The sequence below is a fragment of the Aquincola tertiaricarbonis genome (genome assembly GCF_000969605.1).
GTDB classification, from domain to species: Bacteria; Pseudomonadota; Gammaproteobacteria; order Burkholderiales; family Burkholderiaceae_C; genus Aquincola; species Aquincola tertiaricarbonis.
In genome coordinates, this window is sequence record NZ_JZUE01000022.1 from 26,499 (window position 1) to 40,315 (window position 13,817).

Below are 13,817 nucleotides of genomic sequence, written 5' to 3' on the forward strand. Positions count from 1 at the left end.
CTGCCCGGGCCGGACGGTCCGATGCAGGTTTGCTGTTCATGGCGACACCGCCTCGCTGGGCTCTGCGCGCGCCGGCTCGGCCGGCAGGTCGGCCAGGCCGACGCTGGCGCGGCCGGCGGCGCGGGCGGCACGCTCGGCCGCATCGCGCCAGGCCTTGGCGGCCGAGATGCGCACCAGCACCGGCAGCGCTTCCACCAGCGCTTCCAGGCGCTGGCGGGCAGCTTCGTCCCAGGCCAGCTCGGCGCTGCCGCGCGCGGGCGTGGGTGCCACCGCATCCATGTCGACGGCCAGCGGCAGCACGTGGAACAGCGCGTCGAACAGCGCGTTGCAGTACTCCTGCAGCAGCCAGGTGGCACCGGCATAACCCATGAACGGCGTGCCGGTGGCGCGGCGAATCGCGGCACCGGGGAAGGATGCGGCGATGTACGCGGGCTTGGGCCCGGGCCGGCCGCCTGCACCGCCGGCCTCGGCCAGGTACATGCGTTCGTTGTAGGAGCCGAACATCACCAGCGGCGGCTTCTCGTGCACCAGCCGGCGCACCTCGGCGTTGTCGGTCTTGCTGCCCGGCTTGCGCGACACGGCGAACTGGCAGGGCAGGCCCAGCTCGTCTTCCAGGTAGTGGCGGATGCCGCGGGCATAGGTCTCGCCGGCCACCACCGCGAAGCTGGCGGTGGCGAAGAAGTCCTGCGTGACGGAGCGCCACAGGTCCCAGATCGGCTTGAGCGTGGTGTGCTTCTCGCGCTCGATGAAGGGCTCGGGGTCGAGGCCCGTCAGCCGGCCCAGCTCGCGCAGGAAGGCGGTGGTGGAGTGCAGGCCGATGGGCGCCTGCAGGTAGGGCCGCTCCAGGTTCTCGCACAGCAGGCGGCCGAACTCGCGGTACAGGCAGATGTTGACGTCGGCCTCCACCAGCCGCGACACCTCCGCCAGATGGCTGCCCAGCGGGAACACCAGGTTCACCTCGCAGCCGATGCCCTGCACCAGCCGGCGGATCTCGGCCAGGTCGCTGGGGCCGTTGAACATGCCGTAGCTGGGGCCGATGATGTTCACGCGCGGCTTGTCGCCGGGCTGGCGCACCCGCTCGGGCACCTTGCGCAGGCCGTATTGCTGCCACAGCCAGTAGATGGCGCGGTTGGCGCACTGCCACTGGTCTTCGTCGATGGTGCGCGGCAGGAAGCGCTGGATGGTGGTGCCCTCGGGCGTCACGCCGCCGCCGATCATCTCGGCGATGCTGCCGGTGACCACCACACTGGGCAGGTCGGGGTCCAGCGTGGCATGGGCGCGCTTCATCGCGCCTTCGGTGCCTTCGCGGCCCAGCTGTTCCTCGGCCAGGCCGGTGACCACGATGGGCAGCTCATGCGGCGGCAGCGCATCGGTGTAGTGCAGCACGCTGGTCACCGGCAGGTTCTCGCAGCCCACCGGGCCGTCGATCACCACCTGCAGGCCCTTGATGGCGGTGAACACATACACGGCGCCCCAGTAGCCGCCGGCACGGTCATGGTCAATCGTGAAGCTCATGCCATGTGCTCCTGCGCCGCCTTCTGCAGCTTGATCACGCGGCGGCGGGTGTCGGCGCGGAAGGCGGGGTGCGCTGGAGGCACGCCCTCCCACACGCCGGCGTTGTCGCCCTGGCCGGTGGCGCCGAAGAAGTCCTTCATCGCGCTGAAGCGGTGCTTGTTGGCGATGGCCGCGTTGACCACCTGCGCCAGCGAGCCGGCGCCGGCCGGGCCCATCAGCGGCCGGGCGGAGATGAGGTTGGTGAAGTACAGCGCCGGCGTGCACAGCTCCTTGGCGGCCTGCACCACCGGCGTGGTGCCAATGGCCAAGTCGGGCTTGGCATGCTGCATCGCATACAGGTCCTGCTCCAGGCTGGCGCGGTACTGCACGTACACGCCGCGGGCCTCCAGCCACTGGCGGTCGGGCTCGCTCCAGGGCGTGCGCGGGCAGGCGGTGCCGACGTAGGGCACCTCGGCGCCGCTTTCGATCAGCAGCCGCGCCACCAGCAGCTCGCTGCCTTCGTAGCCGCTGACGGTGATGCGGCCTTGTATAGGCAACTTCGACAAGGCGCCGCGGATGGCCGGCAGCACCCGCTGCCGGGCCTCGTCGATCAGCGCTTGCGCGACGTTGGCCGCGCTGCCGATGGCCTGCAGCCAGGCGTCGGTGCCCTCCACGCCCACCGGCGCCGAGCCCACGATGGGCCGACCCGCCGCACTGAACTCGCGCAGGCTGGCGGTGTAGAACGGATGGATCGCGGCCGCCACGCTGCAATCCAGCGCGGCATACAGCTCGCGCCATTCGCGGGTGGGCACCACCGGGCCGGCGGCCAGGCCCATCGGCGCCAGCATCATGCCGATGCCCACCGGGTCGGCCGGGAACATCTCGCCCACCAGGCTGACGGTGGGCCGCTGCTCCACGCCGCCGCGCAGCGCGGCCACCGGGCCGGCCTCGGCCTCGGTGCGGGCGAACCTGAGCATCGCGCCGGCCAGCACGTCCTTGGCCTCGGCATGCGTGGGCACGCCGAAGCCGGGCACGTCGATGCCGATGATGCGCACGCCGTTGATCTGCCTGGGCAGCAGCTGCAGCGGTACGCCGCTGGCGGTGGGCACGCACAGGTTGATGACGACGATGGCGTCCAGCTTGGCCGGGTCGGCCTGCTGGTGCACCGCCTCGCGGATGTCCTCGAACAGCTTGCCGGTGACCAGGCTCTCGCTGTTGAAGGGCACGTAGCCCACGCTGCGGCGCGCGCCGTAGAAGTGCGAGGTGAAGGTCAGGCCGTAGACGCAGCAGGCCGAGCCGCTGAGGATGGTGGCGGTGCGCCGCATGCGCAAGCCCACGCGCAGCGAGCCGAAGGCCGGGCACATGCTCTGCGGCTGCTCGTGCGGGCCGGTGCCTCGGTCCACCGGATAGTCGGCGGCATAACGCTGCAGCGTCTCGCCCTTGCCGGCGGCTTCGGCTGCCGAGCGCATCAGGTCCGCGGTGGAATGGCAGGCCATGGCATCAGGCCGCGTCGTAGATCACTTCGAGCGAGGGGCGTGCCACCAGCGCCTGGCCGGTCATGTCGGCATCGGTGGCCGGCTGCAGCACCACGTCGCGGCCCACGCTGTCGGCCGAGAACAGCGACAGCAGCTCGTCCTGCGTCTGCGGCTTGGGTCGCATCGGCGGCGCTTCGGCCACGTTCTGCGCCAGCGTCTCGAACAGCGGCGCCCAGACCGTGCCGGGCCGGCCGATGATCTCGTAGCTGGCACTCTTGCGGCGGATGTCGTCATGCGCCGGGATGGCCGCCAGCACCGGGATGCCCGCCCGCTCGGCAAAGGCACTGGCCTCGCCGGTGCCGTCGTCCTTGTTGATCACCATGCCGGCCACGCCCACGTTGCCGCCCAGCTTGCGGAAGTACTCCACCGCCGAGCACACGTTGTTGGCCACGTACAGGCTCTGCAGGTCGTTGCTGGCCACCACGATGACCTTCTGGCACATGTCGCGGGCGATGGGCAGGCCGAAGCCGCCGCACACCACGTCGCCCAGGAAGTCCAGCAGCACGTAGTCGAAGCCCCAGTCGTGGAAGCCGAGCTTCTCCAGCGTCTCGAAGCCGTGGATGATCCCGCGGCCGCCGCAGCCGCGGCCCACCTCGGGCCCGCCGAGTTCCATGGCAAACACGCCGTCGCGCTTGAAGCACACGTCGCCGATGGACACCGCCTCGCCGGCCAGCTTCTTCTTGCTGCTGGTCTCGATGATGGTGGGGCAGGCCTTGCCGCCGAACAGCAGGCTGGTGGTGTCGCTCTTGGGGTCGCAGCCGATCAGCAGCACCTTCTTGCCCTGCTGGGCCATCATGTAGCTGAGGTTGGCCAGCGTGAAGCTCTTGCCGATGCCGCCCTTGCCGTAGATGGCGATGATCTGCGTGGTCTTGGTGGCCGGCGAGGTGCTCGGCGCATCGGGCTCGATGGCAGCCTCCGCGCGAAGCTGCTCCTTCATGAAGATGACGGGGGCGGCGTTCATGCGTGGTGTCTCCAGTCCAAAACCATCTTCAGGCAGGCGCTGTCGCCAAAGGCCGTGGCGTAGGCGCCCGCGGCATGAACGGCAGCCTCGTGGTGGGTGATGAGGCCGGCCAGCGAGACGCGGCCGGTCTCCACCAGTTCCTTCACCGCCAGCAGGTCGGGGCGCTGCCATTCGGCGGCGCAGCGGATCTGCACCTCGCGCATGAAGGCGGGTGCGAAGGCGAACTGCAGCGGCTGGCTGTAGAAGCCGGCCAGCACGATCTCGCCGCCGGGCGCCAGGCGCATCACCAGCGTGTCGATGATCCCGGCGTCGCCGCTGACGTCGTAGATGGCGCGGTAGTCGCGGCGGGTGTCGTCGTCGGGGTGCATCACCGGGTAGCCCTCGGCGCCGCCGCAGCGGCCGAGTTCGCGCTCCCACACGGTGGGCGGCGGCAGGCCGGCGGCCACCGTCATGCGGGCCAGCAGCCGGCCGAGCACGCCGTGGCCGACGATCAGGTCGGGCGCCACGATGGGGTCGCGCTTGCCGCCGCCGGCCACCGAGTGGTAGGCGGTGGCAGCCAGCGCCATCAGCACCGCTTCCTCGCCCAGGTGCTCGGCCACTGGCAGCGCACGCGCGCCCGGCACCACCAGGCAGGCGGCGGCACCGCCGAACAGGCCGCGCACGTCGCCGAAGCAGCGCGCGCCGGGCACGAACACCCGCTCGCCCACCGCATGGCCGGCCGCCGGACCGGCCCGCACCACGCGGCCCACCGATTCGTACCCAGGCACCAGCGGATAACCCATGCCGGGGAAGGCCGGCATGCGGCCGGTCCACAGCAGGCGCTCGGTGCCGGTGCTGATGCCGCTCCATTCCACGTCCACCACCACGTCGGATTCGGTGGGATCCACCAGCGGCAGGTCGCTCAGGCGAAGCTGGCCAGGCTCTTCCAGCACGACGGCCAGGCTGTGCAGCGGGCCGGTGGCGGTGCGGATCGAGGTGGAGTCCATGAGTGTCAGAATACGCTTAGCGTACTGAGTGTCAACTACGATTTACACCCACGCAGGATGCTGCACTGCAGCGGGATGCCGGTGCGCAGCTGACGGATGCGTTCGAAGCCGGCCTCGGCCAGCATGGCCGTCAGCGCTGCAGCCGTGCGCGGCCGCCCGCGGCCCATGGCCAGCAGGTAGAAGCCGAAATACGCATCGCCCATGGCTTGCGCGCCCGGCGTGCCGGCCATCGGCTCGGCCAACAGCAGCACGCCGCCTGGCGGCAGCGCCTGCCAGGCCGCGCGCAGCAGGCGGCGCACGGTGTCGTCGTCGTGGTCGTGCACCACGCGCACCAGGGTGAGCAGGTCGGCGCCGGTGGGCAGCGGGTCGAGCCGGAAGTCGCCGCCGAAGCGCGCGGCCCGCTGCGGCAGGCCGGACGCTGGCCGCGCCACCACCGCGGGCAGGTCGAACAGCTGCAGTTGCAGCGCCGGATGGCGCTCGGCCACGGCGGCGAGGAAGCTGCCGTCGCCGCCGGCCACGTCCAGCACGCAACGGTGGCGGCGGAAGTCGTAGGCGTCCAGGATCTCGCCGGCCACCAGGGGCTGGGAGGCGGCCATCAGCGCCGTGTAGTCCGCCACCTGCTCGCTGGCCAAGCCACGTGCGTCGCCGTCGCCGGCATAGGGCCAGTAGCCCGCCAACGCGCCGCCGCCGTCGCGGCGCAGCAGCGCCACCGGGTCCTGCAGGTCCTCATACAGCGCCCCGTGGTGCAGCACCATGGCCGCCAGGCCGGCATTGCCCACCAGGGGCGCGCCCAGCGGCCCCAGGCCGACGCATCCCGCGCCGCGCCAGGCCAGCAGGCGCAGGGCCACCGCAGCATCCACCAGCCGGCGCGCGGCGGGCTCGGGCAGGCGCCACACGGCGGCCAGCACCGGCAAGGGCTGGGGGCCGTCGGCCAGCAGGTCGAACACCTCCAGCCGCACGCAGGCCAGCAGCACCTGCGAATAGACGAAGCCGGCCATCAGGTCGAACAGCGCGCCGGCGCGGCGGCGGGCGATGGGCCGGGTGGGCGCGAAGCGGCGCGCCCAGCGCTGGAAGCCCGGGCGGGCGATCAGCCGATCGCGCCACACCGCGGCCTGCGCCAGCCAGCGGGCGGGGCCCTTCAGGTGGCCGGCCACGGCGGCGGTCGGCGGCCAGGCCAGGTGGGGGGAGCGTGGCATGGCGGGGGCAGCCGGCTCAGAACCTGTGAATGAACCGGTCGCGACCGAGCGGCGCGATAGGGCGGCCTGGATCCAGGCGCAAAGCGCAGCGATAGCTCGAGCTATGGCGAGCATTTGCAACGACGAGCCGGGTCGTCAGGGCGCGTCGAGCGGGCATGAGTGGTTCGTCCACAGGTTCTCAAGCGGCCGAGGCCAGCCACTCCGTGCTCAGTGCCTTGGGCACCAGGCGTTCGCTCTCCAGCCGCACCAGCATGCGCAGTGGCTCGGCGCCGGGGCAATCAGGCACCGCGGCCACGGCCTGCGCCACCAGGCGGTCGAAGCGGCGGATGGCGCCGGCCACGCCGTCGCGGCGGGCCACGCTGGGGCGGCCCAGCGCCAGGTCGCGGCCGATGGGCTTGCCCAGCAGGCCCGGGTCGGCCGCCACGTCGCGGATGTCGTCGGCCACCTGGTAGGCCTCGCCGAGCGCATCGCCGAAGGCGCGCCAGGGCGTCGGCGCCGCGCCGGCCGCCTGCGCGCCGGCCGCGGCCGCGGCCGCGAACAGCGCGCCGGTCTTGGCCCGCTGGTAGTCGGCCAGGCACACCTGCGGCTCGCATTCCCAGGCCTGGCCGGCACAGATGCCGCCCGGCAGCCCCACGCCGCCCGCCACCGTGGCCAGCACCTGCGCCAGCCGGCCGGCATCGCGGCACGACGCCTGCGCCAGCACCTGGAAGGCCAGCACGATCAGCGCATCACCCGCCAGCACCGCCAGCCGCTCGCCGAAGGCGCGGTGCACGCTGGGCAGGCCGCGGCGCAGCGGCGCGTCGTCGAAGCACGGCAGGTCGTCGTGCACCAGCGAGGCGCAGTGCAGCAGCTCCACCGCCGCCGCGGCAGCCCCGGCCAGCGATGCCTCGCCTTCGCCGCAGGCCGCATGCACCGCCAGCACCAGCCGCGGCCGCACCCGGGCGCCGCCGGGAAATACCGCATGCCGCACCGCCGCCGCCAGCCGCGGTGGCTGCACGGGTGACTCCACGGCCGCCAAGGCCCCGGCCAACAGCTCCTCGATCCGTTCGCTTGTGCTCAAGCAGGCCTCCTGCCTTGCGGCGTGTGTAATGTTTGCATGACACATTGATTGTCATTCAGAATAGACACCGACAGCAGGAGCGTCAATTGGCAATCTCCGTGGTGGTGATCGGTGCTGGCGTCGGCGGGCTGGTGGCAGCGGCCTGCCTGGCCGCGCAGGGCGTGCGCGTGACGCTGCTCGAAGCCGCCGACCAGCCCGGCGGCAAGCTGCGCGAAGTGCTGGCCGGCGGCCAGCCGATGGATGCCGGCCCCACCGTCTTCACCATGCGCTGGGTGTTCGACGAGCTGTTCAGCCTGCTGGGCCAGCGGCTGGACGACCATCTGCACCTGAAGCCGGCCGCGGTGCTGGCGCGCCATGCCTGGTCGGGCGATGCGCACCTGGACCTGCATGCCGACCTCGAAGCCAGCGTGGATGCCATCGGCCGCTTCGCCGGCGCGGCCGATGCACGCGGCTACCGCCAGTTCTGCCAGCGGGCGCGGCGCATCTACCGCACGCTGGAGCAGCCCTTCATCCGCAGCCAGCGGCCCGGCCTGCTGCAGCTGGTGGGCCGGGTGGCCTGGCAGGGCCTGCCCGGCCTGGCGCGCATCTCGCCCTTCGGCACGCTGGCCGCGGCCCTGGCCGGCCACTTCCGCGATGCGCGGCTGCGGCAGCTGTTCGGCCGCTATGCCACCTACTGCGGCTCGTCGCCCTACCAGGCGCCGGCCACGCTGATGCTGGTGGCCCATGTGGAGCACAGCGGCGTGTGGTACGTGGACGGCGGCATGCACCGGCTGGCGCAGGTGCTGGCGGCGCAGGCCGCGCGGTGCGGCGCCCGGCTGCGCCATGGCGCGCGGGTGGCGGAGATCCTGCTGGCCGACGGCCACGCCGCCGGCGTGCGGCTGGCCGGCGGCGAGGTGCTGCATGCCGATGCCGTGGTGTTCAACGGCGACGTGGGCGCGCTGGCGGCCGGCCACCTGGGCGACGCGGTGCGGGCCGCGGCCGGGCCCGGGGCGCCCCTGCCGGCGCAGCGCTCGCTGTCTGCCGTCACCTGGAACCTGCTGGCCCACTGCCGCGGGCAGCCGCTGCTGCGCCACAACGTGTGCTTCAGCGACGACTACCGCGCCGAATTCGACGACCTGCGCGCCGGGCGGCTGCCGCGCGCGCCCACGGTGTACCTGTGCGCGCAGGACCGGCGCGACCAGCCCCGCACGGTGCACGGCGGCCCCGAGCGGCTGCTGATGCTGGTCAATGCCCCACCCACCGGCGACAGCCGCCCGCCCACCCCCGAGGAGATGGCCGCATGCCAGCACAGCACCTTCGACCGGCTGGCCCGCTGCGGGCTGCTGATCCGGCCCGAATCGGCGATGGTGACCACCACGCCGGCACACTTCGAGCGGATGTTTCCGGGCACGGGCGGGGCGCTGTATGGCCCGGCCAGCCACGGGTGGCAGGCGTCGTTCCGGCGGGCGGGCTCCCGCAGCCGGCTGCCGGGGCTGTACCTGGCCGGTGGCAGCACCCATCCGGGCCCGGGCGTGCCGATGGCGGCGCTGTCGGGCCGGCTGGCGGCGCAGCGGCTGCTGGCCGACCTGGCTTCGATGCGGCGCCACCATCCGGTGGTTATGCCTGGTGGTACCTCGATGCCCTGAGCGACGACGGCCGCCACGGGCTGGCGCTGATCGCCTTCGTGGGCAGCGTGTTCTCGCCCTACTACGCCGCGGCCCGCCGGCGCGGCGCGGCGCCGCCCGCCGAGCACTGCGCCATCAACCTGGCGCTGTACGGCGACGGCGGCCACCGCTGGGCGATGACCGAGCGCGGCAGCCGCCACCTGCACCAGCGGCACGACCACCTGGCCATCGGCCCCAGCGCGCTGCACTGGCAGGGCGACGCGCTGGTGATCGACGTCGACGAGATCACCGCGCCATGGCCGCAGCGGCTGCGCGGGCGCATCACGCTGCATCCGCAGGCCCGCACGGGGCTGGACATTCCATTGGCGGCCGAAGGCGGCCACCGCTGGACGCCGCTGGCGCCGCGTGCGCAGGTGGAGGTGCGGCTGCCGCAGCCCGGCCTGTGCTGGCGCGGCACCGGCTACCTGGATGCCAACCGCGGCGACGAGCCGCTGGAGCAGCGCTTTGCCGACTGGACCTGGGCCCGCGCCGCGCTGGCCGGCGGCCGCAGTGCCCTCACCTACGACGTGCAGCCGCTGTGCGGGCCGCCGCTGTCGCTGGCGCTGCAGATCGCGGCCGACGGCAGCGCCCAGGCCTTCGAGCCGCCGTCCATGGGCCTGCTGCCGCGGGCCCGCTGGGGCGTGGCGCGGCCGGTGCGCGGGCCCGATGCCCGGCTGCTGGCCACGCTGGAGGACGGGCCCTTCTACACCCGCTCCCTGGTGCACACCACGCTGCTGGGCCAGCCCGTGACGGCGGTGCATGAAAGCCTCTCGCTGCGGCGCTTCGGCCGCCGCTGGGTGCAGGCGCTGCTGCCCTTCCGCATGCCGCGGCGCGGTTGAGCGGGGCGCGGCTCAAGCCGCGCCGGCCGGGGCCGAAAAGCCCTCATGCTCCGGCTTGCATGATCGCCGAGCCCATCGATGCACCGGCCCTCCCGGGCCATCCCGCAGCGCCTGCAGGACCGTCCTGCTGCGCAGCACCTTCCGCTCCATTCGTTGAGGTTCTCATGCGCCTGTCCACACTGAGCGTCAGCCAGCGCCTGCAGCTGGCTTTTGCCGTCATCCTCGTCATCCTGTCCATCGTCGCGGGCGTGGCCATGGTCAAGGTGCGCACCATCGAGCGCGCACTGTCGGCCAACGGGCAGGAGCACACCCGCATCCAGCGCTTTGCCATCAACTTCCGCGGCTCGGCGCACGACCGCGCCATCGCCATCCGCGACCATGTGCTGGCCAGCAACGCCGAGAGCCGCCAGAAGGAAGTGGCCGCCATCGACGAGCTGGCCCGCTTCTATGCAGCCTCCGATGCGCCGCTGCAGGCGCTGATCAACGGCTCCGACGACCGGGCCGAGCTGCAGCGGCTGTATGCCGCCATCCAGCAGATCGAGGCCGAGGCCGTGGCCAGCACCCGGGCCGTGATCGCGGCGGTGGACCGGGGCGACGCCACCGAGGCGCAGGCGCTGCTGTGGTCGCGCGCCAAGCCCCAGTACGTGCAGTGGCTGGCGGCCATCAACCGGCTGATCGAATTCGAGGAAGCACGGGTGCAGGCCCTGAATGCGGTGGCGATGGAGCAGGCCTCCGGCTTCCGCGCGGTGATGCTGGGCGCACTGGGGCTGGCCCTGGTGGCCGGCATCGCCCTGGCGGCCGCCATCTCGCGCCACATCGTCCGCCAGCTGGGGGCCGAGCCGGCCGCACTGGGCCAGGTGGCCGAGCGGGTGGCTGCCGGCGACCTGAGCCCGGTGCCCGGCGCCGCGCAGGCACAGGCCGGCAGCGTGCTGGCCTCGCTGGGCGCGATGCAGCAGGCCCTGGCCCGGGTGGTGGGCCAGGTGCGCCAGGCATCGGACAGCATCGCCACTGGCTCGGTGCAGATCGCCACCGGCAACCTGGACCTGTCGCAGCGCACCGAGACGCAGGCCAGCAGCCTGCAGCAGACCGCGGCCACGATGGACCAGCTGGGCAGCACCGTGCGCAACAACGCCGACAGCGCGGGCCAGGCCAACCGGCTGGCGCAGAGCGCCTCCTCGGTGGCGGTGCAGGGCGGCGAGGTGGTGGGCCAGGTGGTCACCACGATGCAGGGCATCAACGACAGCAGCCGCAAGATCGGCGACATCATCAGCGTGATCGACGGGATCGCCTTCCAGACCAACATCCTGGCCTTGAACGCGGCGGTGGAAGCCGCCCGTGCCGGCGAGCAGGGCCGCGGCTTCGCCGTGGTGGCGGCCGAGGTGCGCAGCCTGGCCCAGCGCAGCGCCGAGGCCGCCAAGGAGATCAAGACCTTGATCGGCCGCAGCGTGGAGCAGGTGGAACAGGGCACCCAGCTGGTGGACCGTGCCGGCAGCACCATGGGCGAGATCGTGCGCTCCATCCAGCGGGTGAGCGAGATCGTGGCCGAGATCACCGCGGCCAGCGAGGAACAGAGCGCCGGCGTGCGCCAGGTGGGCCAGGCCGTGAGCCACATGGACCAGGCCACCCAGCAGAACGCCGCGCTGGTGGAGGAAAGCGCCGCCGCCGCCGAGAGCCTGAAGCACCAGGCCGCCCAGCTGGTGCAGGCGGTGGCGGTGTTCAAGCTGCCGCTGCAGGCGGCCTGAGCCTGCCGCTTTTACTTCGAATAACTAGGAACATTCGTCCATCCGCCTATGCTTTTTTCGAAACGCCCGGTTCAGACAATCGGCCCCGTTTCTTTTCAAGCACAAGGAGATCGACATGTTCTACGCCATCGTGTGGTTCGCCATCGCGGGGCTGCTGGCGCTGTGGACCGGCGGCCTGTGGGCGGTGGATGCGCTGGCCGGCTGGTCGGCGGCACAGGCCGGGCAGGTCTCGGTGGGTGCGGCCGGCGTGCCCGCGCTGCAGCTGCCGGCCTGGCTGGCGCCGTGGGTGCCGCCGGAGATCGCTGCCAGCATCACCGCGGCGCTGGCCGAGCTGGCGCCCTGGGTCGATGGCCTGCTGGGCCTGCTGCCGGCCCTGGCCGGCGGCCTGACGGTGCTGCTGTGGGTGGTGTGGGCCTTCGGCGCGCTGCTGCTGCTGGCCCTGGGCGTGGCCCTGCATGCCGGCATCGCCTTGTGGCGCCGGCGCGCCCGCGCCGCGGCGGCCACGGCGAACCCCGCCGCCCGCCTGGCGCAAGCCGCCACCGGCCTGCCCCGGTGACGGGCGAGGCCACGCCAGCCGGGCTGGCCCAACGGCTGCGCCATGCGGCCGCCGAGCTGCCCGGCGAGGGCGTGTCGCTGCAATGGCTGGCGCAGGCCCATGGGCCGGCCGCGCAGGGCAGCCTGCTGGTGCTGCTGGCAGTGCCCTGCCTGCTGCCAGTGCCGGGCTCGGGCACGGTGGTGGGCATGGGCATCTGCGCGCTGGCTGCCGCGCTGTGGCGCGGCCGCGGCGCGATGGCACTGCCGCAGCGGGTGGGCGGCTTCCAGCTTTCGCAGCGCTGGGCGGCGCGGGTGCTGCGGCTGCTGGCCGCGGCCTATGCGCTGGCCGGCCTGCTGTCGCGGCCACGGCTCAGCCACCTGGCCACCGGCCATCCGCATGGCCTGCTGGCGGCGCTGGTGGGCGTGATGGCGGTGATCATCGTGCTGCCCATTCCCTTCGGCAACGTGCTGCCGGCCCTGGCGCTGATGCTGCTGGGCATCGGCCTGGTGTTCCACGACGGGGTGGCGGTGCTGCTGGGCTGGCTGATGTCGGCGCTGGCGCTGCTGGGCACCACGGCGCTGTTCATTGGCGCCTGGCTGCTGGCGCGCGGGCTGCTGCCGGCCTGGCTGCCCTGGCCAGGCGCGGGCAGCTGAGCGCCCGCCGGGCAGCGGCCTTCATCCCGGGCCGGGCGGCCGGCCGGCCGGCAGCGGGGCGACCTCCGGCCCCCAGCCGCGCAGCCGCCGCGCCAGGCGCACCAGGCTGCTGCGGTAGCGCTGCTTGTGCTGCTCGGTGACCACGCCGGCCAGGCCGCACAGCAGCAGCGTGCCGGCCACCACCGCCGCGTAGTGGGCCAGGCCGCCCTCGCGCCGTGGCCACAGCGCCTGCGCCAGGTCGAACAGCGGCAGGTGGAACAGGTAGGTGGCGAAGGTGAGCGAGGCGGCGCGGCGGATCAGCCCGGCCACCGCGGGCGGCGGCGCGAAGTGCAGGCAGCGCACCGCGGCCAGGTGCAGCGCCATCAGCCCAGCCACCAGGTAGGTGCCCAGCAGCCGTTCATGGCCGGCGGTTTCCACCCGGCCCAGCAGCCGCTGGTCCATCTCGGCATCCACCCCGCCAAGCTTGACGGCCAGGTAGGCCAGCACGGTGCCGCCGGCCACCAGCCGCGCCACCGGCGGCCGCCAGCGCGGGCCGCCCCAGCGCTGCAGCACCACGCCGGCCAGCCATACCGGCAGCAGCGCCAGCATGGCCGGCGCCATGGCCACCAGCAGCAGCGCCACCGCCGGCCAGCGCCATCGGCCGCGGCCGAAGAGGGCCACGCCCAGCACCACGTAGTACCAGACCTCGAAATTGAGCGACCACCAGGGAAAGTTGTGCGGCGGCGTCTCGGTCAGCGGCCCCACGTTGCCCAGGAAGCCGAGGTAGATCGGCAGGTACAGCCACAGCTTTTGCAGCGGATAGGGCAGGCTGCCGCCGGCCAGCATCGGGATGACGGCGGCCACCAGCAGGCTGAAGGCCACCGCCGGCACCGCCACCGAGTACACGCGCGTCGCCCGCTGCAGCGCATAACGGCGCCAGTCGCGGTCGCGCTCGGTGGCGCACCAGCTGATGACGAAGCCCGAGAGCACGAAGAAGGCGATGACCGCGTCGCGGCCGGGATGGAAGCGGTCGCAGAACTGGCTCACCGGCAGGTGGAAGGCCTTGGCATGCCCCAGCACCACCACCACCGTGGCCACCACGCGGACGACTTCGAGGTACAGCGAGAACGAAGGGGTCACGGGCGCACTGCCGGCGGCGCGGCGAACTGCACCGCGGGCGCAGCATCCCCGGCC

Annotated in this window: 12 protein-coding genes; 5 read left to right on the forward strand and 7 right to left on the reverse strand. The window is 73.0% G+C overall.

Features of this window, described 5'->3' with window-relative positions:
- Nucleotides 1–36: 36 nt before the first annotated feature.
- The 6 genes from bchZ to VO99_RS21290 all read right to left on the reverse strand — a co-directional run bounded on the left by bchZ (nt 37) and on the right by VO99_RS21290 (nt 7,232).
- Nucleotides 37–1,515, reverse strand: a complete 1,479-nt coding sequence (bchZ, locus tag VO99_RS21265) for a chlorophyllide a reductase subunit Z (protein ID WP_046114939.1) — start codon at nt 1,513–1,515, stop codon at nt 37–39.
- Nucleotides 1,512–2,990 carry a chlorophyllide a reductase subunit Y gene (gene bchY / locus VO99_RS21270; protein ID WP_232315447.1) on the reverse strand — a complete coding sequence of 493 codons (1,479 nt, stop codon included), beginning with the start codon at nt 2,988–2,990 and terminating at the stop codon, nt 1,512–1,514. Before bchY ends, bchZ begins: the two co-directional genes overlap by 4 nt.
- Before the next feature lie 4 nt (nt 2,991–2,994).
- The gene (locus tag VO99_RS21275; protein WP_046114940.1) at nt 2,995–3,990 is read right to left on the reverse strand and encodes a chlorophyllide a reductase iron protein subunit X; all 996 of its coding nucleotides are present in this window, start codon (nt 3,988–3,990) and stop codon (nt 2,995–2,997) included.
- Nucleotides 3,987–4,976, reverse strand: a complete 990-nt coding sequence (gene bchC / locus VO99_RS21280) for a chlorophyll synthesis pathway protein BchC (RefSeq protein WP_198157005.1) — start codon at nt 4,974–4,976, stop codon at nt 3,987–3,989. The genes VO99_RS21275 and bchC overlap by 4 nt, the downstream gene beginning before the upstream one ends.
- A gap of 35 nt (nt 4,977–5,011) precedes the next feature.
- Complete coding sequence (locus tag VO99_RS21285) at nt 5,012–6,172, reverse strand: methyltransferase (RefSeq protein WP_157039686.1); 1,161 nt, start codon at nt 6,170–6,172, stop codon at nt 5,012–5,014.
- 178 nt (nt 6,173–6,350) lie between these two features.
- Entirely contained in the window at nt 6,351–7,232 is an 882-nt protein-coding gene (locus tag VO99_RS21290; protein ID WP_198157006.1) for a polyprenyl synthetase family protein, read from the reverse strand.
- An 86-nt stretch (nt 7,233–7,318) separates the two neighbouring features.
- On the opposite strand from VO99_RS21290, the gene crtD reads away from it, so the two are divergent.
- The 5 genes from crtD to VO99_RS29140 all read left to right on the forward strand — a co-directional run bounded on the left by crtD (nt 7,319) and on the right by VO99_RS29140 (nt 12,644).
- Nucleotides 7,319–8,857: a 1-hydroxycarotenoid 3,4-desaturase CrtD gene (gene crtD, locus VO99_RS21295; protein ID WP_046114942.1), complete on the forward strand. Its 1,539-nt coding sequence runs from the start codon at nt 7,319–7,321 to the stop codon at nt 8,855–8,857.
- A gap of 38 nt (nt 8,858–8,895) precedes the next feature.
- On the forward strand, nt 8,896–9,714 hold the full coding sequence (locus VO99_RS21300; RefSeq protein ID WP_198157007.1) for a carotenoid 1,2-hydratase family protein: 819 nt from the start codon (nt 8,896–8,898) through the stop codon (nt 9,712–9,714).
- A gap of 164 nt (nt 9,715–9,878) precedes the next feature.
- Nucleotides 9,879–11,456 carry a methyl-accepting chemotaxis protein gene (locus VO99_RS31895; protein WP_046114943.1) on the forward strand — a complete coding sequence of 526 codons (1,578 nt, stop codon included), beginning with the start codon at nt 9,879–9,881 and terminating at the stop codon, nt 11,454–11,456.
- 115 nt (nt 11,457–11,571) lie between these two features.
- Nucleotides 11,572–12,012: a hypothetical protein gene (locus tag VO99_RS21310; RefSeq protein ID WP_046114944.1), complete on the forward strand. Its 441-nt coding sequence runs from the start codon at nt 11,572–11,574 to the stop codon at nt 12,010–12,012.
- A complete protein-coding gene (locus tag VO99_RS29140; RefSeq protein WP_198157008.1) occupies nt 12,009–12,644 on the forward strand; it encodes an exopolysaccharide biosynthesis protein in 636 nt (211 codons plus the stop codon). The genes VO99_RS21310 and VO99_RS29140 overlap by 4 nt, the downstream gene beginning before the upstream one ends.
- A gap of 21 nt (nt 12,645–12,665) precedes the next feature.
- Here VO99_RS29140 and VO99_RS21320 read toward each other — a convergent pair whose 3' ends face one another.
- Entirely contained in the window at nt 12,666–13,763 is a 1,098-nt protein-coding gene (locus VO99_RS21320; protein WP_046114945.1) for an acyltransferase family protein, read from the reverse strand.
- Nucleotides 13,764–13,817 lie beyond the last annotated feature (54 nt).

What these genes read in the sequence shown, in the direction of transcription:
- bchC (WP_198157005.1), bottom strand. Translation starts at nt 4,976, where the DNA reads ATGGACTCCACCTCGATCCGCACCGCCACCGGCCCGCTGCACAGCCTG.
- bchY (WP_232315447.1), bottom strand. Translation starts at nt 2,990, where the DNA reads ATGGCCTGCCATTCCACCGCGGACCTGATGCGCTCGGCAGCCGAAGCC.
- VO99_RS21310 (WP_046114944.1), top strand. Translation starts at nt 11,572, where the DNA reads ATGTTCTACGCCATCGTGTGGTTCGCCATCGCGGGGCTGCTGGCGCTG.
- VO99_RS31895 (WP_046114943.1), top strand. Translation starts at nt 9,879, where the DNA reads ATGCGCCTGTCCACACTGAGCGTCAGCCAGCGCCTGCAGCTGGCTTTT.
- bchZ (WP_046114939.1), bottom strand. Translation starts at nt 1,515, where the DNA reads ATGAGCTTCACGATTGACCATGACCGTGCCGGCGGCTACTGGGGCGCC.
- VO99_RS21285 (WP_157039686.1), bottom strand. Translation starts at nt 6,172, where the DNA reads ATGCCACGCTCCCCCCACCTGGCCTGGCCGCCGACCGCCGCCGTGGCC.
- VO99_RS21275 (WP_046114940.1), bottom strand. Translation starts at nt 3,990, where the DNA reads ATGAACGCCGCCCCCGTCATCTTCATGAAGGAGCAGCTTCGCGCGGAG.